The sequence below is a fragment of the Streptomyces sp. NPDC107546 genome (assembly GCF_055639175.1).
The window spans coordinates 24,640-42,053 of record NZ_JBVKBA010000046.1 but is presented as its reverse complement, the minus strand read 5'-3'; the positions used below and the strand labels follow the sequence as shown (position 1 = coordinate 42,053).

At 69.3% G+C, this 17,414-nt stretch carries 17 protein-coding genes and 1 pseudogene; 4 read left to right on the top strand and 14 right to left on the bottom strand.

Features of this window, described 5'->3' with window-relative positions; genetic code table 11:
- Positions 1–317: 317 nt before the first annotated feature.
- Positions 318–782 carry a hypothetical protein gene (locus ACZ7L1_RS35910; RefSeq protein ID WP_471443453.1) on the bottom strand — a complete coding sequence of 155 codons (465 nt, stop codon included), beginning with the start codon at positions 780–782 and terminating at the stop codon, positions 318–320.
- A gap of 418 nt (positions 783–1,200) precedes the next feature.
- Here ACZ7L1_RS35910 and ACZ7L1_RS35905 point away from each other — a divergent pair, with 418 nt between their 5' ends.
- Complete coding sequence (locus tag ACZ7L1_RS35905; protein ID WP_471443447.1) at positions 1,201–1,374, top strand: hypothetical protein; 174 nt, start codon at positions 1,201–1,203, stop codon at positions 1,372–1,374.
- A 16-nt stretch (positions 1,375–1,390) separates the two neighbouring features.
- Here the strand turns inward: ACZ7L1_RS35905 and ACZ7L1_RS35900 are convergent, their stop codons facing one another.
- The 10 genes and pseudogenes from ACZ7L1_RS35900 to ACZ7L1_RS35855 form a co-directional block, all read right to left on the bottom strand.
- Positions 1,391–1,954 (bottom strand): DUF6197 family protein, encoded by a 564-nt coding sequence (locus ACZ7L1_RS35900; RefSeq protein WP_471443446.1) that lies wholly within the window; start codon positions 1,952–1,954, stop codon positions 1,391–1,393.
- Positions 1,955–1,975: 21 nt separating this feature from the next.
- Entirely contained in the window at positions 1,976–2,164 is a 189-nt protein-coding gene (locus tag ACZ7L1_RS35895; protein WP_471443444.1) for a hypothetical protein, read from the bottom strand.
- Positions 2,165–2,275: 111 nt separating this feature from the next.
- Entirely contained in the window at positions 2,276–4,750 is a 2,475-nt protein-coding gene (locus ACZ7L1_RS35890; RefSeq protein ID WP_471443451.1) for a DNA translocase FtsK, read from the bottom strand.
- Positions 4,751–4,866: 116 nt separating this feature from the next.
- Complete coding sequence (locus ACZ7L1_RS35885; protein ID WP_263235257.1) at positions 4,867–5,271, bottom strand: hypothetical protein; 405 nt, start codon at positions 5,269–5,271, stop codon at positions 4,867–4,869.
- A 21-nt stretch (positions 5,272–5,292) separates the two neighbouring features.
- The gene (locus ACZ7L1_RS35880) at positions 5,293–7,392 is read right to left on the bottom strand and encodes a hypothetical protein (protein WP_471443441.1); all 2,100 of its coding nucleotides are present in this window, start codon (positions 7,390–7,392) and stop codon (positions 5,293–5,295) included.
- Between the two features lie 121 nt (positions 7,393–7,513).
- Positions 7,514–7,732: a hypothetical protein gene (locus tag ACZ7L1_RS35875; RefSeq protein ID WP_263235254.1), complete on the bottom strand. Its 219-nt coding sequence runs from the start codon at positions 7,730–7,732 to the stop codon at positions 7,514–7,516.
- Positions 7,732–8,241: a hypothetical protein gene (locus tag ACZ7L1_RS35870; protein WP_471443440.1), complete on the bottom strand. Its 510-nt coding sequence runs from the start codon at positions 8,239–8,241 to the stop codon at positions 7,732–7,734. Before ACZ7L1_RS35870 ends, ACZ7L1_RS35875 begins: the two co-directional genes overlap by 1 nt.
- A 147-nt stretch (positions 8,242–8,388) precedes the next feature.
- Positions 8,389–10,071: a DUF2637 domain-containing protein gene (locus tag ACZ7L1_RS35865; RefSeq protein WP_471443438.1), complete on the bottom strand. Its 1,683-nt coding sequence runs from the start codon at positions 10,069–10,071 to the stop codon at positions 8,389–8,391.
- A 328-nt stretch (positions 10,072–10,399) separates the two neighbouring features.
- A pseudogene (locus ACZ7L1_RS35860) lies at positions 10,400–10,645 on the bottom strand (DUF5999 family protein); the annotation flags it as partial.
- Between the two features lie 760 nt (positions 10,646–11,405).
- Positions 11,406–12,194 (bottom strand): tyrosine-type recombinase/integrase, encoded by a 789-nt coding sequence (locus tag ACZ7L1_RS35855; RefSeq protein WP_471443436.1) that lies wholly within the window; start codon positions 12,192–12,194, stop codon positions 11,406–11,408.
- Between the two features lie 52 nt (positions 12,195–12,246).
- On the opposite strand from ACZ7L1_RS35855, the gene ACZ7L1_RS35850 reads away from it, so the two are divergent.
- Complete coding sequence (locus tag ACZ7L1_RS35850) at positions 12,247–13,266, top strand: hypothetical protein (protein WP_471443434.1); 1,020 nt, start codon at positions 12,247–12,249, stop codon at positions 13,264–13,266.
- Positions 13,267–13,317: 51 nt separating this feature from the next.
- Here the strand turns inward: ACZ7L1_RS35850 and ACZ7L1_RS35845 are convergent, their stop codons facing one another.
- The 3 genes from ACZ7L1_RS35845 to ACZ7L1_RS35835 form a co-directional block, all read right to left on the bottom strand.
- Complete coding sequence (locus ACZ7L1_RS35845; RefSeq protein WP_471443433.1) at positions 13,318–13,572, bottom strand: WhiB family transcriptional regulator; 255 nt, start codon at positions 13,570–13,572, stop codon at positions 13,318–13,320.
- Positions 13,572–14,006, bottom strand: a complete 435-nt coding sequence (locus ACZ7L1_RS35840) for a hypothetical protein (RefSeq protein WP_471443431.1) — start codon at positions 14,004–14,006, stop codon at positions 13,572–13,574. Before ACZ7L1_RS35840 ends, ACZ7L1_RS35845 begins: the two co-directional genes overlap by 1 nt.
- 187 nt (positions 14,007–14,193) lie before the next feature.
- On the bottom strand, positions 14,194–14,970 hold the full coding sequence (locus ACZ7L1_RS35835) for a hypothetical protein (RefSeq protein WP_471443429.1): 777 nt from the start codon (positions 14,968–14,970) through the stop codon (positions 14,194–14,196).
- Between the two features lie 373 nt (positions 14,971–15,343).
- Here ACZ7L1_RS35835 and ACZ7L1_RS35830 point away from each other — a divergent pair, with 373 nt between their 5' ends.
- Together ACZ7L1_RS35830 and ACZ7L1_RS35825 are read left to right on the top strand one after the other, a co-directional pair.
- A complete protein-coding gene (locus ACZ7L1_RS35830) occupies positions 15,344–16,138 on the top strand; it encodes a GntR family transcriptional regulator (protein WP_471443428.1) in 795 nt (264 codons plus the stop codon).
- Positions 16,135–16,821, top strand: a complete 687-nt coding sequence (locus ACZ7L1_RS35825; RefSeq protein WP_471443426.1) for a YdcF family protein — start codon at positions 16,135–16,137, stop codon at positions 16,819–16,821. Before ACZ7L1_RS35830 ends, ACZ7L1_RS35825 begins: the two co-directional genes overlap by 4 nt.
- Positions 16,822–17,414: the final 593 nt, after the last annotated feature.

The window sequence follows — 17,414 nt, the reverse complement described above, 5'->3', positions numbered from 1 at the left end:
GTCGCCACCAGCAGTTTCCAGACGATCTCGCGAGATCTACCAGCAAGATCAACAGTCACAGGGAGTAGGCACACCACAGAAGTTGGACCAGAACCGAAACTCGTGAACATCACCCATGCGTCGTGAAGGCCTTCGCCGGTTTCGACGGCGCCGCCCGGTAGCTCCCACGCCTCGTCTGCGGTGTTCGTGTTGGCGCGGTGAAGTAGCAGCCACCTTGCCGTTGTCGGCGATCACTGCGGCGAGGCCAGTGCGCTGATGCCGTCGCGGGCCGCTTGGTCGGCGAGCTCCGCGAGACGGCCGGCGGTCCGGACCTCCTCCTACCACGCGGTGTTGAGCTCGCTGCCGTCTGGGAAGCTGGCCATCCAGCCGTCGGCGGCGAAACCGGGCAACGACCCGCCGATCAAGAACCTCTGTTGCCATGCGGTGACTTCTCCTTCGGGAGGGTCGTTGACCAGGCGGCCAGCCGGTGGCCGGCCGGGGCCGGGGAGGTCATGTAGGTGTTGGGGCTGGGCTCGTAGCCCTTGTCGCAGGGGTCGCAGCAGCCCTGGATGCGCAGCGGGAGGCAGAAGTAGTACCGACGCTTGCACCGGGGGGTGGGTGGACCTCGCGGCCATCGCCCAGTCCAGCGCCCATTCCTGCGCGAGCGTCGGTGTCCGCTTCGGCCGGGCGAGTTCCACGCTGTAGAGCCAGGCCCGGGTGGGATGGAGGCACGCCCGGTCGGGCCGGTAGGAGCACGCCTTGCAGCGCAGCACCGCCACCGGGCCGTGTCCGCCGGGGCTCAGCCCCTTCTCTCGTAACTGCCGCCGGGTGACCAGGCCTTCGGGACAAGCGCGCTAACCGAACTCCGAAAACCCAGCCGCGTCCGCGGCTGTATGACGCGACGTCGGCGACGGGCACCTTGTGCCGGTTGGCCGCCCACCAGGTGGGCTGGGGTGGCTCGGTCAGGACACCTATGACGGCGGGGCCCTTTGCCACGGGGGAGTCTCCTTCGGATGCGATCGGGGATGGTGCTGGGGCCGGAAGGCCTGCGCCACAGCCGACTCCCACTCGGATGCGGGTGGCGTTCGGCTGCGAGGCAGGTGATCCGGCTCGTGGGCTGTTGCGCGGGGTCGGCGTGCGTCACGCTGGTGGCCGACGGGAGTTGGGGGAGTGGTGATGGGCTTGTTTCGCAGCGATCCGCCGGTTGTGGATTTCGATGCAGTGATCGACACCGATGGTGTGACGTGGCAGGCGTACACCGACGAGGACGGCGTGCTGGTCATCGACACCGACGCCGACGTCGAGGTCTTCGTCAACCGGGCCATCGTGGGCGGATACGTGTATCCGGCCTGGGTGGACGACTACGGGCGCCTCGTCATCGAACTGGGCGACTGACCACCGGCGACAGCGGTCACAGTCTCTTGGCGTCGGCCAGTGACGCGGCCTCGTCGAGCATCCGCAGCGGTGCGCGTCCGCTTCCGAAGGCGTCGTTGAAGGCCGGTACAGACTCGACGTCGTCTCCGAAGCGTCGGCGGATCGCCTCCAGGACGACGCGGGCGGCGTCGGCTTCCAGGCCGCGGTCGCCTGCCGCTTCCGCCCGGATAGCTCCCAGTAGGCAGACCGCGCCGTCCTCGTCGACCAGGGCGCCGGCGCACCATCCGTCAGCCTCCATCCGGCGGTGGGCCCGCTCCAGGAGCGCTGCGACCGGCGTGCTGTAGGTCTGTGGTGCCAGCGGGGCCAGGGTTGGGGTGAGCGGGACGGTGACGACGTCGGCGACGTCAACCGGCCCGGTAGGGATATGGGCGGTGCGCACCTCGTAGGCGACGGCGGCTTCGTCCAGGCGTACGGACATGGCCGCGTCCACGGCGGCCAGCCGTGCCTCCAGGCTCAGGTCGCTTCGGGGGCTGGCAGCCTGAGCGGTGTCCGTGGGCGGGGCCTGCCGTGTGGCGTGGTCGGTGTGCAGGGAAGCGGGCATGGCAGGCCTCCGTTCGGCTGGTCAGTGGAGCGAGGTGAGCTGGGCGACGGTGCGCAGCAGGGCGGTGATCGCGGGCGCGATGCCGGTGGAGGCGAGGAAGAAGCCGAATGTGCTGCAGGCGAGGGCGGATCCCATGCGCACGTAGCCCTGCCGCAGCAGCATGACCACCACGATGAACAGCAGCAGGGCAGCGGAGACGGAGACGATCACGGGGTGTCCTTCCAAGGGGTGAGGAGGAGCGCCCGGGCGGGCGAGCCTGGGCAGCGACAGTGCGGGCCTCGGCAGATAGCCGGGGCCCGCGCGGGGGTGGGGGGCGGTTGATCAATCGTCGGCGGCCAGGGCGAAGTCGGCGCGTAGTTCGCGCAGGACGTCGTCTGCTGTGTCCGGCTTGACCAGTACGTCTCGGGCTTTGCTGCCGTCGGCGGGGCCGACGATGCCGAGCTGCTCCAGCGCGTCCATCACGCGACCGGCGAGGGCGAAGCCGATGCGGAGCTTGCGCTGCAGCATCGAGTGCGATCCGAACTGGGTGGTGATGATGAGGTCGGCGGCCTGGACGACGAGTTCGCCGCTGACCCCGTCCGGCAGCTGACCGTTGCCCGGGCGCGGCTGCTGGACATCCTGCTCGACTGCCACCTGAGTGTCCCGGCCGGCGGGCGCGTACAGGCCGTGGTCGACCTGGGTGAGCTTGCCTTCGGCGACCAGGTCGCTGAGGGCGTTGCGGACGGTGCCGGCGGCCGCGTCGACCTGCTCGCGGATCTCTTTGGCCGTCATCTCCCGGTCGACCACGGCCAGGATTTGGTCCTTCACCGTGGTCTTCTTCGGCTTGGCCGCAGGCGCGGGGGCAGGGGCGAGGAAGGTGGGGATCGTCGGCATGCCGTCGTTGCCCCGGCTGCCTTGGCCGTCGGTGGCGTAGTCGTCGACGGGGGAGTCCCAGTCGCTGTACAGGTCGCCCATCGTGGCCAGGGCTTCGATCTCGCGGTGGGTGAGCGTGTTGATCGTGCCGCCTTCCGGGAAGATCTCCTGGAGGTTGTGGCCGCTGCCGTCCTTGGGCAGATGCACGTACAGGGCGCGCATCATGCGCGGTGCGGAGCCGCCGGTCAGGACGTGGCCCATGCCGGCCGTGGACTGGCCGCGGGCGGCGACGGTGACGCCGTTCATGCGGTCTTCCAGTGACAGGCCACCGCCGACCACGGTGGGGATCGTGGGCAGCGTGACGCCTTCGGGGAGCATGCCTTCGGTGGCCTGCCGGTCGGAGATGCCGGAGACCGTGCGCAGTACCACGCCGGTGCCGGAGCGGGTCTGCTCGCGCAGGGACCGGTCGCCGCCGATGCGGGCCAGGTCGAGCATCTGACCGGCGAACAGGATGCCGACGCCGTACTTGCGGCCGCGTTCGGCGATGTAGACGGCGTTCTGGGCGATTTCCTGCCCGGCGGGGGAGTCGTCGCACAGCCCGTTGAACTCGTCCAGGTTCAGCACGAGCAGCGGGTAGGGGGAGGCGGGGGAGAAGTCGTGCCCGACTTCCTTGTTGATCTCGCCGCGGATCGTCATCAGCGCGACTGCGGCCCGGGTGGCGCGCGCGGCGTAGGCGCGGCCGGCGCCCTGTCGGTCGATGTACTGCCCGGCGGCGGCCAGCTGGGCGTCCGGGTCCAGGGAGGCGAGCCAGGAGACGGCGCCGGCGTTGGCCTGGGCGGCCAGCCCCAGCACGATCACCACGGTCTTGCCGGAGCCGGTGACGCCGACGACGTAGCCGTGCACGGCGCCCTTTTCGTCGAAGAGGCGGGCTTCGACGTCGGTGCCGTCGTGTGCGGTGCCTAGCACCCAGTAGCCGTCCGTGTCGGGGGTGAGGAGCTCGCGGGTGGCCGGGCGCATGCCGGTCAGCGGGGAGTTCTCGTAGAGGGTGACCAGGACCTGTGAGCCGCCGTCGGATTCGGCGACCAGCCGCAGTTCGGAGGCTTTGACGCCGAACGCGGTGCACAGCTGGGCGTGGTTGACGCGGGCGACCTGCCCGGGCGGAACCTCGGCGAGGATCATGCCGCGTGCCGGGATCTGCCCGTGGGCTTCGTGCCGTTCGACGCGCACGATGCTGCTGCCGGGGAACGCGCCGCCCGCTTGGGCGACGCGTTCTGCCCAGACGCTTTCCAGGCCGCCGCTGCGCACCCGGGTCGGCGTCACCGTCAGCTGCACCCTGCCCGGGCCGGTGTTCGGCTTTTCCTGTACGTCCACGCACGCGGTGGGCACCCCGAACGCCGCGGCGGCGTCGACGAGGTCGATGCGCGGGACGGGCTTGCCGGCCGGGGCGACGATGTCGGCGGCGAAGTCGGGGTGGGCGGGGGAGATGAGCTGCTCGATGTTCTCCAGCCAGGTGCCGGGGGCGACCTCGGCTTCGGCCCACAGCCGCATCACCAGGCCGGTGAATCCGGGAGGGTAGGCCGCGGCCGCCGTCGTTGCGCTGGCCGGGCTCCAGTGGGCGCGGGTGACGGGCAGCGCGGCGGCCATGCCGGCGCCCCAGCCGAGCGCGAGCACCGGCTCCCACCACGGGCGGCCCGGCGTGTAGGCGGAGACGGCGTAGACGGCGCCGCCCGTGACCGGGCCCAGGACTTTCTGCGCGGTCTTGATCGCCTTGCGGAAGTCGCGGGTTTTGACCTTGCGGTACAGCCACCACACGCAGCCGCCGCTCACGGCGGCGACGGTGGCGTGGGCGGGCAGCAGGTCCATGGAGGGCACGACGGTGAGGGCGGCGGCGGATGCCCCGTAGGCGGCCAGTTCCGCTTTCGCCCGTGCGGGCATCCTGCGCATCACGACGACTTCGGTCCTTCCTGATCACGACGGGGTAGGGATGGTGGGGTGGAATGCGGTGGGGCCGCGCCCGGGATCGGGCGCGGCCCCACGAGGTGGTGCGTTGTGCGACGTGTTCAGAGCGGCCTGTAGAAGCCGGGCTTGGCTTGGCGGGCCTTGGAGGAGGTGGCGGCGGCGTGGATGCCGCCGTACTCCGCTTGGTGCTCGTCCTTGAGGTGGCCTGCGGCCTGGTGCATCGACTCGGCTGCGGACTGCAGCTGCTTGCAGCCGCCGACCACCCGGCCGAAGGCCTCGCCGACGTCGGCGACGGCGGCGACATGATGGGGGTCGACTTCTGCGGCCGCGCACAGCTCGGCGACGGTGACGGCCGCGTTCGCGTTGTCGCGCATGCGTTGCGCCACGTGCTCGGCTTCTTCAAGCAGCTGGGCTGCGGCGTGCTGGAGAGCGGTGAACTTGGCGACGAGGGCGGTGTAGCCGTTGGCGGCTCCGTCCGCGCCGACGGCGGGTGCGATCTGCCCCACGGGGCGCCTCCTTATTGCTGGTCAGTTCTCGTTGTGGATGCGGGCGCTGGGCGTGGCGAGACCGGCGTCGATGGTGGCGGCCTGGGTGGGCCGGTAGTCGCGCGCCATCGAGGTCTCTTCGGCTTCGGCAGTCTCGGCGGCGTCCAGGGAGGCCTTGGCCATGCGTTCGGCCTGCACCACCAGCTGGCCGACGGTCTCCATCAGCACCGCCACGGCCCGCAGGGTGCGTGGCCCGCTGACGTTGTGGTTCGCCGCCAGGTCGTGCGCCATCGTCTCCAGCTCGCTCATCAGCCGACGGGCCTGCCGGGCGAGTTCCGCGCACTCGTCGTGTGTCTCCATACCGGCCGTGGTCAGGAGTGTCAGGGCCTTCAGTGCGTCATCGAGCCGGATTTCGGTGGCGTGCTGTACGGCCATGCCGCCCGGCGCCGGCACTGACGCTGCGACGGGTGCGGAGACGGCTGCGGTCCTTGCGGGAGCAGCGGGCATGGGGATGGGGTCCTTTCTGCGAGTGGTGCCGGGCCGCTGCCCGGCCGGGCGCTGCGGGGCGCGTGGCAGTGCAGGCGGCCCCTGGCGGGGCAGCTGCCGCTGTCCGGTGTCGATCGCGGTCGGCTCCCAGCGCTTGGCGTGTGTGCCGGGCGGGTCGACCTGCTCCACGGTGATCGTGACGGTGGGGCCGGATGGGTCGGTGTCGAAGGGAGATGTCCTCGGCCCGTAGCCGGGCCCTGATCCACCGGCGCCCGTACCGGCGCCGCGCCCTGTGCCGCGGTTGGAGGCGGATCCTTTGCCGGAAGAGCCTTTGCCGGTGGTGGGGCGGTGGCGGGGGCCGCCGTTGGCCTTCCAGTGGTCGCGGCGTTTTTTCCAGCGGTCGTGCGCGGTCTCGTATACGGCGTCCCAGAAGCCGACCCTGTCGCCGGGCGCCGTCCATCCGTTGCCGTTGGTGACGGGCTGCGCGCCCCTGGTGCCACCACTGGAAGCCGACCGCAGGCCACCACCGCCCTTGGCTGCGCCCGGGGTGCCGGTAGCGGACCGGCGGGCCTTCCACCGGTCCTGCAGCCGCTCCCCGGCAGCCTCCCAGAATGTGGGCCCGGAGCGGGCTTTCTTGACCGCTTGCCGGACCGCGGCCTTCGTGGCCGCCGCGCCAGTATCCGCCGCGCTGCCGGAGTTCTTGGGGGCCGGGGTTGCGCCCGTGCCGCCGGCGTTCTTCTTGCCCTTGTTCCACCAGTCGGCGAGGGCCTGGCGCGGCGACCGGCGCGCGCCCGACCGGGAGGCCTGCGAGCCGCCACCCGACCCTCCGCGGCCGCCAGAGCTACCGGAGCCACCGCTGCCTGATGGCCCGCCGTTTCGGCCCCAGCCGGTGCCGTTTCGGGCGGAGGACCCGCCGTTTCGGGCGGAGGGCCCGCCGTTTCGGGCAGAGCCTTGGTCAGTTCGGCCGCGGGATCCGCCGCTTCGGCTCCAGGCGCTGCCGGAGCCCGTCCCGCCGCTGCCGCCTCGGCCCCACGCGGAGCGTCCGGACGGCCCGGTCGACCGCCCCTGCGCCAAGCCGCTAAGCGGCCCACTACGGCCCATTCCCGACCTGTTCGGACCGATGCCGCCACCGCCACGAGCGGGGCCGCCAGAGCCCCGCCCAAGGGTGCTGCGGCCGTATTCGTGGCTCGAGGGGACCCGGCGTGCCCGGGCGCGCGCAGCGGTCGCTTCCGCGGCGTGCCGGGTGGCGTCCGCAGTGGCCTTCGCCGCGAGCAGTTCCAACTCCCGCTGGTGCGCGGCCGCCTCTGCGCGGCGGGGCCCGGACTCCTGGATCCAGGTCTGCAGCCCCTCGAACGCCGCAAGGGCGATGGCGAGGATGGCCGCCAGCGACAGGGCGCCGGTGCGCGGCGGTCCCGCATCGGGGGCCAGCCCGTCGAGCAGGCCCTCGCTGCGCAGCGGCGCCGGCACCATTTGAGGGGTGCGCGGCGCGTGGGGTACTTCGGGCGCGTCGAAAGCGGAAATCCGAACATGCCCCGGCCCCGCATCGGGGGCGTCGCCGGTGCCGTTCAGGTCCGGCCGGGGCGGGACGGGCGGAGGTGGCGGGGAGCCGATCCGGGGCAGTGAGACCACGTTGTCCGGGCTGTCGTCGTCGGACACGCGCCCTCCCTTCCTGGTGACTGCCGGTGACGGGAGGGGGCCGCCTCGCACGCGTACGCGTACGCGTAGTTGGGACCCCCGTCAACCCCCATTCCGGCGGTGATGATAATGACGATGACGATTACTGGCAGTGATCCCGGTAGATCCGCTCCAGCTCCGCCGACAACGTGTTGAAGACGCTGTGGTCGCCGGTGCGGCGGACCTTCTGGACCGCGGAGACCTTCACCAGGTCGAGCCAGACCCGGAAGAACTCCTCAGGCCCGCGCTCGCCCTGAGCGCGGGCCTGTTCAAATCTGCTGTTCCAGTAGGCGGCCTTCCTCGGAGACAGCTGCGCGGCCATCAGGCGCCCCGCCGCTGCTGGCTGTTCGGGCCGAAAAAGTCACCCAGCAGCTTCGGCTGGCCCGCCGGGCCGTCGTCGGCGTCGGCCGGGGCGAGCCGCTGCAGTGTCTGCTGCGCGCTGTTGTGCGCGGCGGCCTGCAGCTGCTGCTTACGCTGGGCCTTCTTCAGAGCCTTGTCCTCGCGCCGCTGGACGACCACTTCCGGCTGGGTCTCCTCGTAGGCCGCCACGGTGGCATTGATGGCCTTGGCGGCCTTGCGCATGGCCTTCGCGGCGTCCCGCAGCGGCTTGACCCGCTTGCGGGCCCGCATCGACGCAGACAGACCCCAGGGCAGGTCACCGGCCACGCGGCGGGTCTTGAGGTCAGCCTGGAGGGCGTCGGCGATGGCGTCGTAGGCCTGGGCGTCGTTCAGCAGGCTGCCGCGGTGCTGGGCCTGCCAGCCCTCGCGCTGCCCGGGCAGGGCCAGGGCCTGCACGCCCGTGGTGACGCGGGTGGCGATGTCCTTGCTCATCAGGGGTTTCTCCTCAAGAGGGGTGGTGGTGCGATCCGGATCGGTGGAAAGGTGCGGGTGGCGTCTTCGGCGCCTTCGCCGTGTCCCCGAGTTGTCATCAGCAGCTCGGGGACCGGCGGAACCGTCGAATCAGTCCGCTGGTGCAGGTCACTGCTCGGGGCGGTAGCCGCCTGCGATCAGCTCGGCGGCCTCCTGCCGGTACTCGGAGGCGGTGCCCGGAGAGACCTCCAGCTCGCGCTGGATGTCGGCGAGCGGCAGCTGGTGGGCGATGCCGGCGGCGGTCGCGAGGACCATCCGGGCGACCTTGCGGACCGCCCGCTCGCGCGGGCTCAGCTTCGCGACGTCCTCCATTTCGACCGCGCGCCGCTCGATTTCGGCAGCGGCCAGCCGCCTTTCAGCAGCGGCGAACTCGATTTCGGCCTCCCGCCTGCGGGCCTCCTGCGTGTTGGCGTCGGCGACCGCCTTCCGCTCGGCTTCCTCCGCCGCGAGCCGGTCAGCTTCGGCAGCACGGCGGCGGGCTTCGGCAGCAGCCTCCTCCGTTTCGGCGGCGACCCGATCGGCTTCGGCAGCGCGCTTCCGGGCCTCCGCGATCTCGGCCGTCTCGATCGCCCGGTCCTCCGCCGCGGCGACCCGCTCGACCTCCGCCGCTTCCTTCCGCTTCTGCGCCGCTTGGCGCTCCAGCTCGGCTGCCCGGACGTCCGCGGCGGCCTTCGCCTCGCGCTCTTCGGACTCCTTGCGCTCCGCTTCGGCCTGGCGGGCGCGGGCTTCGGCCATGAGTGCCGTCTCCAGCGCCTTTTCCTCCAGCTCAGCAGCCCGTTCAGCAGCGCTGGCCTGGGCCTTGGCGCGGGCGCGGGCTTCTGCCTTTTGGCCTTCCACCCGGGCGCGGACGGCCTCCAGGTCGCCGTCGGCCTCCAGCCGGTCGGCTTCGGCCTTCTTCTGCGCGATCTCTCGGCGCGTCTCCGTGTCCAGGCGTCGGCGCTCGGCTTCCTCCGTCCGCTTCTCCGCCTCGCATTCCTGCTGCTCAGGCAGCGCTAGAGCCTCCGAGACGGTGTATCCGTAGGGGGCCATCGTCATCGGCAGCCGCTCGTCTTCGGTGGCCTGGGAGAGGTCGCCGTTGTGCTTGCGCTTGAGCCACTGCTTGTAGGCGATGAGCTCCTGGTCGCGGCGGATCATCTCCGGGTAGGAGTTGACCCCCCACAGCCGCATCCGGCGGTAGATCCGCCCCGTGGCGACGGGGGAGAGAATCCAGCGGTGCAGCGGGATCCGGTCCGTATGTGTACCGGCTTCCAGCTGCGCCTTTTTGATGAACAGCCGCCGCGCGGCCTCCACGCCGATCACGAAGAGCAGCGGCATGACGCCGTGGCTGGCAGCCTTGACCGGGTCGGCGGCGATGTGGCCCTGCGAGGAGGCGTTGAACCAAATCGTGGCGCCGGTCATCGCATGCGCGGCAAGCCGGAGCAGCGGCCACGGGGTGTCCTTGCGGATCAGGTACAGGTCCAGCGCAAGGAACGCGATGATGCTCGCGTCCACGCCGACCGGGAACCACGGCGCCAGCCGCTCGCTGAATCCCCAGCTCAGGGCCACCTTTGCCAGGGTGCTGTAGGACATGGCGAATCCGATGATGCCGACCAGCGTCCCGCCGATCGCGGCGGTGAACGACAGGGCGGTCATCTGGCGGTCGCGCTTGGGCTTGATCGTCTTCCGCTTCTGCGTCCCCGAAACGCCTCCGGCCGCTCCCGAAGCCTTCTCGGGTGCGTTCGAAACGGGGTTCGGTGGGCGCGAAACAGGGGTGTCGGGTGCCGCGTTCTGCGGCGTCTCTGTGATCGTCATCGGGGCCTCCGGCAGGAGCGGTTCAAGGTGTGCGCGAAACGGTGGGGGCCGCTCCCGAAACGCGGGCGGCTGCTCCCGAAATGGCGGTCGGCGGAGCCGAAATGGGCCCCGAGTGGGCGGTGCCTTCCCGGAGTTGGCCGTTCCGAAAGGCCGGCTGCCCGTGAGGCGGGCGGCCGGTCCGGGGGAATGCTGAGGGGTGGGCGCGAAACTGCCCGCCGCTCCCGCCAGGTGGATCGAAGTGGGACTGTCCGACTCCGCGTCACCGCTCGAACCGGCACGCCGGATTCGGCGCGTCGGTGCGGGCGGATCAGGCAACCGTCAGCCCGGGTCAGGCGGTGGCAAGACCGCGTTGCGTGGCCTCGTAGTGCTCCTGCAGCTGAACGAACAGGTCGTTCTCGCCAGCGGAGGGGGCGGGCCGGTGCGGGGCGACGATCCGCCCGTCGGGCAGCAGCTCGCCGGCGTCCTCGAAGACCAGCACGCCGTTGCACAGCAGACTCCTTCTCTGCACTTCACTCGATCGGGTGTGTGGGCGCTTGGCTAGCCTGCTTGGGAAACGGGGGCGGGCGGAGTCTGCGCGCGTGGCATGATGACGGCGTGACTCTGATCCGAAAGGGCGATGCCGCGTAGGTCGCCCGGCGCGTTGCGCGCCCAGAAGCGGTTGAGTCGGGGTGATTCCCGACAGTTCAGTCAGATCTCGGGACTTGGGCGTAGTGCTCAAGCTGCTGTCCGGCGCTTGGAAGCCGACAGGTTCTATCCAGGTTGCCTGCGCGAGTCCCTCGACCAGTTTGAACAGTTCCTTCGAAGTCCGGGGCGCTGGCTGTATGTGCCACTCGCGGACTGCCCGTGCCACGATCCTTTGGCCGGTCGCGACAACGTGGAAGCGATGCTGGCTGCCCTGCCTCAGCGCGCTCGCCGTGAGCTGAGACGGATCGTCGTGAAGCTTGACGAGGAGTTCGAGCGGCGGACGCTGCCGGATCCACTGTCGCCCTTGAGGCTCGGCGCAGGTTGGTGGCATCGGCGCCTGACCGGCCGGTAGCCGATGGAGGCGATCTCCCACGCGCTGAACCTGGGCAGGATGCACGTAGAAGTGACGGGCGCCGAGGGGATGCGGTCAGTGGGTATGTCGGGATCGGTCATCCAGATTCTCCCTTCGATGGCTTGGTGGTTCGTTGGGTTGGAATGCCGAGGTGGACGATGGGCCGGCGGACGAGACGCTCGGACGCATCTCTCTTGGCCCGGAGGAAAGTGAGGGTGAGGCCGATGCCCTCGATTTCACCGCCCGACGGTTCTCTGCACTTCGCTCGATCGGGGTTCGTTGGGGATCACTGGGTCTCCTAGGGGCGAGGACGTGGGATGCCGAGGTTGGTGGTGGGTCTCTTGGTGAGGCGGGCGGCTTCGGCCTGTTTGGCGCGGAGGAAGGTCAGGGTCGAGTCGATGCCTTCGACCTCGCCGAGCCAGTGTTCTTCCTGGGCTCGCTTGCGGCGCAGGAGGAGGTCCTTCTCGATCTCCGCGAGGCGAGGCAGCATCTTCGGGTTGACCTGGAGCATCGGGCAGCGGATGCAGGCGTGTTCGTGGTTGCAGGGGGTGCCGTAGGGGCGGGCGCAGTTACCGAGTTCGACCTTGCGCTTGTCGAAGTGCTCCTCGAAGTCGGCCCACTCCTCGGGCGTGACCTCGGGGTATTCGATCTCGGGTCGGAGCGATCGGCGGTGGTTCAGGAACCGCTGGTAGTTGGTGACGATGTCCTCGGCAAAGACCGCGACGTAGCCCTGCAGGGTCTGGAGGTTCAGGTGGCCGAGCAGGGCGGCGCCGATGTGGATGGGCAGGCCGCCGTTGATGATCTCGGTGGCGAAGAGCCGCCGGAAGTCGTGCGGCGTGAAGGTCATGTCGGCGAAGGCTCGGTGGGTCTCGGCGAGTTCCTCGCAGCTGCGGGCGAATATGTGGATGAACGTGGTTGGGGAGATCACTGATCGCTGTGTGCCGTTCTGCCGTTGCATGAGGAACGGCATGGGCTCTGACCAAGTCTTCTCGTGCTGGTCGTAGCGGTTGAGCAGGCAGACCGGCCGGCCGTCGGGGGTCAGGCGGCGGATGATCTGGGCGACCGCGTGGAACAGGTCCGCGGACATCGGGATGACGCGCTCGCGCTCGCTCTTGGACGGGGCGATGACGAGCAGGGCGATGACCTCGCCGTTCGGGCGCCGATACTGGCGGATGCTGGGTGAGTTCGCAGAGCTCTTCGACGCGGATGCCGCTGTGCCGCAGGATCTCCAGGCTGGCCCATTCCCAGAACGCGGTGTCCTCGGTGAGCGTGACGTTGAGGACCTGGCCGTCCTCGTCGGTGACACGGACGGGTGGTTCGTCCTGGCTCTTGGCCCAGCTGCGATCGCGACCGCTGTCCGTGCGCCGGTAGGAGTGCCCGTCGTGGTCGAAGACCGTTCCGAGCTCAACCGCTCGCGCCTTCTTGAGCAAGCCGGTCAGGTGCTCGTAGCGGCCTTCGACGTGCGCGACCAGGGTGGGCAGCAGCGGCTGACGGACCCGGATGCGGTCGGACATCCTCTGGTGGATCTCCCGCTTGCGCTTGGCGAACACCTTGAGCTCCTTCGGCCGGATCGGACAGGGCACGACCCACTGAGCCCACCGTTCAGGCTCGTCGATGGCCCAGCTGTGCAGGTCGAGATAGAGGGAGCGGACGGCCAGGAGGATGCCGGAATCGTCCGCGCGGGTCCGCCGCTCGTCGCGGTCCCACCGCTTGATGGCCTCGCGCCACTGGTCATAGACCTCGGGGCTCAGCGCCAGGTCCTGCTGTCCCGGGTTGATCTTCTCGATCTTGGCCCAGAACGTGTTCGCGAGCTGGCGGGTCAGGGCCGTGAGGGTGGTGTAGTCGGTCCCGGCCCGGCGCCGGGTCAGGTAGTCGATCAGCAGCTGGCGGACGCCCTGGTGCTGGATGGGGTAGCGGTCGACGAGCTGGGTGACGGTGAGCTGACCGCGATCTTTGCGGAGCCGGTTGAGGTACGCGTCCTGGAGCCGCGCGAGCGATTCGTACAGGCGCCGCCCGGTCTCGCACCGCGTCCCCGGCGAACAGCTCGTGCACTGCCGCTCGTGCTCACGGTGCGCCCGGTCGGCGGCCATGTAGCGGTCGTACAAACTGTCAGCCACGACCGCCCCGGGCACGCTGATCGTTCCTGGACTGCTGGTTGACCCGGCGGACCGCGTCCTCCAGGCGCTTCTTATCGGCCTCCGACATGTCCGTCACCCCCCGTTCCGGACGCGATTGCGCGCGGCACGGCGCTTCATCGCCCGCCGCTCCGCCTCACTCAGGCCGCCCCAGACGCCGAACTCCTGGCCGAACTCCAGGGCCCACTGCAGGCACTGCCCGATGACCGGGCAGCGGCGGCACACGGCCTTGGCTTCCTGGACCTGCAGCAGGACCGGTCCCGTGTCGCCGATCGGGAAGAACAGCTCGGGGTCCTCTTCGCGGCACGAGGCCTGGTGGCGCCAGTCCATCAGTGCATCCCCCCAACAGCGCTGGTTGCGGCGGCCTTGCCCTCACGGACCAGGTAGTCGGACACCGTCCACACAGAGCCGATCACGAACGGCTCCGCGCCCGGACGCAAAACATCCTTCACGATCAGCATCCACTGGGCACAGCGGCGCTTCAGCAACTCGCGGGCCTTCTTGGGGTCGCGGATGAGCGCGATCACCTCGAAGGCGCCGTCGGAGTTCTGGTAGATGGCGCCCGGCTGCTGCGGGCCAATCTGCTCGTCGATGACTCGGAGCAGCGCGTCAAGGGTCGTCGAGTCGGCCGGAACGTGCTGGCCGGAGTGGGGGCGGCCGCCAGGGTCTGAGGGCTGCCGGCCGTCGCGCTCATGCGGGGTGGGCCGCAATGGCAGCAAGGGCTTGTCGCTCATAGCGGCGGGCAGTGTCATCATGCTGGGCATGCAGGTTGATCCTCTCTGCGAAGGGTGGCCTGCGACTGAGAACCCCAGGGGCGCAATCACTGGGGTTCGTCGCATCCCGGCCCCTGCGGGGCCGTTGGCGGCTGTACGAGCAGCCAAGGCGGCCCCCACCGGCGTGTCGGGTGGGGGCCACCTCGGTCGTTCGTCGCGATGAAGTTCGTGCGGGGCCTCATCCCCGTTCGGCGTCGCGGCCGCCCGAAGCGACGGTCGCGGTCCGGACGACGAAGCCATTGCGGGTGAGGCGGACTGTCGGGACCTGGCGGGTGGTGCGGTACAGGTCGGAACGGGTGCTGCGCATCTGGTCCTGTGCGAGCCCGGACATCCGAGCGGCGAGTCGGCGGCCAACCTCGCATGGCGTGCCCGCCTTGCACGTCGAGCAGGTGGCACGGTGCTGCTGCAGAGCCGTGCGCAGCTGCCCGTACAGAGCGGGGACCTTGGTCTGCGCGATGCGGCTGATCAGCCTGCGCAGCTCGATCACCGTGGCGCAGTGCCCGAGGCGGCACTGCGAGCAGTCGTCCTGGAGGTGCTCGGCAAGCTGCTCGCGTGGGCCCCGAGCAGCGGAGTTCATCTGGACAGTGGCAGGCGGAGCCTGGGGGCGGAACTTGCGCACCGGGTTGGTAGTGCGCCGGCTGGATGCCGTGCTCTCAGCGGCGAGCAGCCGCTCGGTCCACTGCTCGGTGGTGATGTCGATTTCGATGCGCTGCGCGCTACCGGGGCAGCGGCGGCCGTTGGACGGCTTGGCCTTAACGGAGGCGTCGCGGTAGCAGCTGCCCTCGGGCTTCGGCTGTTCAACGCCGTCACGGTGCGGGTGGATCATCGACCGGGTCAGCCGGCGCCAGGTGTTGCAGTCGGGGCAGACGACCATGCGGGTCTCGCCCTCGCGGAGGTTGAGGTTCTCGGGGCGAAGGCTGCTGGCCTTGATGGGGGCGCGGCCGTTGTGGCGCATCGAGTGTCTCCCTGGGTAGCGATTGCGTTCTCCTTCAGCCAGGAGCCGGGCGGGGCCCGGTTTCCTGGCCGGCGGGCAGCGCAATAGCTGCGGGTGGCTCACCTGGCTGTGCTCCGAGGGACCTCGTCGTGCTCGTCACCCCGGCCGCGCTTGGAAGCGGCGGTCAGCCCGACGTATGAAGTTGATTGGGAGGGACCGTGGGTCCGGCTCCCTCATCCGGCACCGCCCGAGGGCAGTTCCTGCACTTATGCGGCAGCCGCACACTACGCTGTCCTGGGACTGCGGAGTGCTATGAAGACTGTGCTCTCACAGTCCTGGGACTGTCAACAGTCCCAGGACTATGTTTCACTTGTGCCAACCGAAAGGGGTGAGCATGGCGCCGAAGTGGCGGGAACTCGCGGACCAGATCGCCGCGAAGATCAGAAGCGGGGAGTACGCCCCCGGTCAGCAGCTGCCCCACATCCGTGAGCTGGTAGAGGCAGGGGAAGGCTCGAAGTCGACAGTCCACGCTGCCTACAAGGCGCTCGAAGCCGAGGGCCTTGTCACCTCCTCGCGAGGGCACGGCACGGTCGTACGCCCCCCCGCCCCTCTTAAACGTCTCGGAATCGAGCGCTACGACAAGGCCAAGTGGCGCGATGGTGACGAGGTGGCCTTCATCGCCGACCGTGTGGCCTCGGGGCGTACCTACCGCCGGAATGAGCAGACCCAGACTGTCAGCCGAGTCATTGCTCCGCCGACCGTCGCCGCCGCATATGGCCTGCCTAGCGATACAGAGGTGTACGCGCGAGCGCGCCTCGTCAAAGAAGGCGACCAGCCGACTCACACGCTCACCAGCTACTACCTGCCAGCGATCGTCGAGGGAACCCGGCTCGTCGACCCCACTCCAGGCCCTGCTGGCCGTGGCGGAGGGTTCCGCGTTCTCTACGACGCTGGTTACGAGATCGACCACATGAGTGAGCACCTGTTCGCACGACCGGCCACGGCAAGCGAGAGCACATTGCTCCAGCTTCCGTCCGGTGAGTGGGTCGTCGAACTGCACCGCCGCACCTACACAGCAGACGACACGCTGGTGGAATTCGCGATCGGCGTTCATGCCGCCTCGCGGTTCGCCTGGGAGTACACCTTCAAAGTCCCAGATTCGGCCAATGACAGGAGGGGACAGCAGTGATCGACGCCCAATCCTGGACGGACGCCCGTCTGCTCTGGGATTTCCAGCTGATGCACCACGAGTTGCGACCTTGCTCCGTTGCCGTAGGGCTTGGGAGCCATGACCTTGGGGTTGCAGACACGACGTCCGCTCTGTACCACCGGGGTTTGGTACCCATGGTCCTCTTCACTGGTGCCACCAGTAGCACCACTCAGACGGTGATGCCTCACGGCGAAGCCGAGCACTACCGCGAACGGGCTCTGGAGCTTGGCGTCCCGGACTCCGCGATCCTTGTCGAGCCTCACGCCCGAAACACCGGACAGAACATCACCTACTCGAAGCAGTTGCTGGCAGCAGCCGGAATCGACGTCTCCTCTGTACTCCTCGTCAGCAAGCCGTACGAAGAACGCCGCGCCTATGCGACGGCTCGCAAGCTGTGGCCGGAAGTCGAGATCATCAGTACATCCACGCCCATGTCCTTCGAGGAGTACATCAACTCGATCGGCAACCCGCGTCTCGTCATCGAAATGCTGGCCGGCTCGCTCCAGCGTCTCCTGATCTACCCCCAGCAGGGGTTCATGGTCGCGCTGCCCGTTCCCGAGGCTGTAGTGGCTGCCTACGAACGTCTACGGAACGCCGGATTTACCGGGCGACTTGTACCAGCGGTGGCAACTTCCGGGGAGACTGGCCCACTCGCTCCGTAATCGCCAGAGCGTGCCACCTACCCGACTTGACGGAGGACACGTGACATCTGCATCAGGCAGTCCCCTCTCACAACTTGAAGTTCATCTGGGCACACACGGTGCTAGCGCAACGTCATCCGGTGCGAGTCGGGTCACGAACACGGAGGCGGCTGCGTCGGCTTGACGGGCGACCGAGCGGTGTTGCCGTGACCGCTGCCCTCCTGGGGTCGATTCGTTCGCCTCCCGCATGACGGACTACTCGCGCAAGTCATGTACCGCCCATTGGGATTCGCAGGACCTCCTAGGCAGGACGCCTTTTATCTGAGGCCAGGATCTGATCGAATTACGAGACTTGCCGGTTCACCTGCGTGTTCGGCTTCTCATGCACTCGAAGCACGGGATGAATTGACATCATGTCAGAGCCCTTTGTGACACGTAGCCCTGGCGGTCTCGTCGATCACGAGGGGAGAGTATCGTGTCCTCCACATTGATCAATAAAGAGAATGGCCCCCACGACCTTAGGCAAGTCGAGGGGGCAATGGCCGAGGGACCCTTTGGCCGGGTTCCTGAGGCCTGCCGACCACCGTTAAGTACCGGGAAGGTGATCGACGTGG

Coding starts and splice junctions, on each gene's coding strand:
- ACZ7L1_RS35900 (WP_471443446.1), bottom strand. CDS start 1,954: ATGCCCGCTTCCCTGCACACCGACCACGCCACACGGCAGGCCCCGCCC.
- ACZ7L1_RS35890 (WP_471443451.1), bottom strand. CDS start 4,750: ATGCGCAGGATGCCCGCACGGGCGAAAGCGGAACTGGCCGCCTACGGG.
- ACZ7L1_RS35875 (WP_263235254.1), bottom strand. CDS start 7,732: ATGGCCGCGCAGCTGTCTCCGAGGAAGGCCGCCTACTGGAACAGCAGA.
- ACZ7L1_RS35870 (WP_471443440.1), bottom strand. CDS start 8,241: ATGAGCAAGGACATCGCCACCCGCGTCACCACGGGCGTGCAGGCCCTG.
- ACZ7L1_RS35865 (WP_471443438.1), bottom strand. CDS start 10,071: ATGACGATCACAGAGACGCCGCAGAACGCGGCACCCGACACCCCTGTT.
- ACZ7L1_RS35855 (WP_471443436.1), bottom strand. CDS start 12,194: ATGTCCGCGGACCTGTTCCACGCGGTCGCCCAGATCATCCGCCGCCTG.
- ACZ7L1_RS35850 (WP_471443434.1), top strand. CDS start 12,247: ATGACCTCGCCGTTCGGGCGCCGATACTGGCGGATGCTGGGTGAGTTC.
- ACZ7L1_RS35845 (WP_471443433.1), bottom strand. CDS start 13,572: ATGGACTGGCGCCACCAGGCCTCGTGCCGCGAAGAGGACCCCGAGCTG.
- ACZ7L1_RS35840 (WP_471443431.1), bottom strand. CDS start 14,006: ATGCCCAGCATGATGACACTGCCCGCCGCTATGAGCGACAAGCCCTTG.
- ACZ7L1_RS35835 (WP_471443429.1), bottom strand. CDS start 14,970: ATGCGCCACAACGGCCGCGCCCCCATCAAGGCCAGCAGCCTTCGCCCC.
- ACZ7L1_RS35830 (WP_471443428.1), top strand. CDS start 15,344: ATGGCGCCGAAGTGGCGGGAACTCGCGGACCAGATCGCCGCGAAGATC.